This window comes from Phocaeicola sp. RTP21198st1_B8_RTP21198_201120 (assembly GCF_040929485.1).
GTDB lineage: Bacteria > Bacteroidota > Bacteroidia > Bacteroidales > Bacteroidaceae > Phocaeicola > Phocaeicola dorei.
Map to the genome: position 1 here is coordinate 1 of NZ_JBCOCI010000560.1, position 1,033 is coordinate 1,033.

1 protein-coding gene is annotated in these 1,033 nt (G+C 40.4%); it reads right to left on the reverse strand.

The genetic code is table 11. The features are described 5' to 3' along the window. On the reverse strand, positions 1–1,033 hold a 1,033-nt coding region (locus AB5935_RS28095; protein WP_368328114.1), incomplete at both ends, for a glycoside hydrolase family 2 protein.

Consider the following 1,033-nt stretch of genomic DNA (forward strand, 5'->3'; position numbering starts at 1 on the left):
TCTTTATACCATCCAAAATATTTGTTCCATGCAATTAAATCCGAACATCCTAAATAATAAGACTGATCCACACAAGTAGCCAAAGCGGTAAGGCGGGAAGTATCAATGGACTTATATAATCCGTTCAACTCCTTGATAAAAGGAATCGGATTATCATATTCAACAAACCTTTTTCCATCACTCACCAATATCTCATTACATATCCCCCAAAAACAAATAGAAGGGTGGTTGAACTTCTGATAAACCAACTCTTTTACCGCCAGACGGGCATTAACTTTAAATCCTTCCGTATCCACCAAACCGGTAAATGCCTGTCCACCAGGACCACACATAGGTATCTCCGTCCAAAGAATAATTCCATTCTCATCCGACAAATCATACATCGGTTCTGCGTGAGGATAATGAGCAAGACGCATCGCCGTTGCTCCGGACTCTTTTATTAGTTCCATATCCATTTTATAATCTTCCGGCAACAAGGCACTAGCTCTCCCAACCGCATCCTCATGGCGGCAAAAACCATAAAGATTCAGATAATTACCGTTCAAAAAGAAACCTTTCTCATGATCAACAGAAAAATAGCGGAATCCCGTACGTTGTACCATCCTATCCACCAATTGATTACCATCATATAGTTCTACAGTCACGGTATATAGATAAGGATTCTTTTTGCCCTCCCAAAGTACAGGACGTTCCACCTGTATAGGCTGTCTTACAATATCACCGGAAATACCGGTTTCATTGCTGGCAACGATTTTATTACTTGCATCTGCAATGGTTGTTTTAAGTTTCAAGCCCTGCTTTTTATTCTTCAGCGAAAGATGAGTTTCCACATTTATGCCGGCGGTTTCTCTGGAAATATTCTCTTGATGAATAAACACACCGGGAGAAGCATAAAACAAGGGAGTTATACAATCCTGTCCGGTTATAATCAAATGACAGGGACGATGAATACCACCATTTACATTGAAGTCACCGCTAATAGGCAAAACATCCGTACGGTAAGCATTACTTGCCCAAACTTCCAACAAATTCT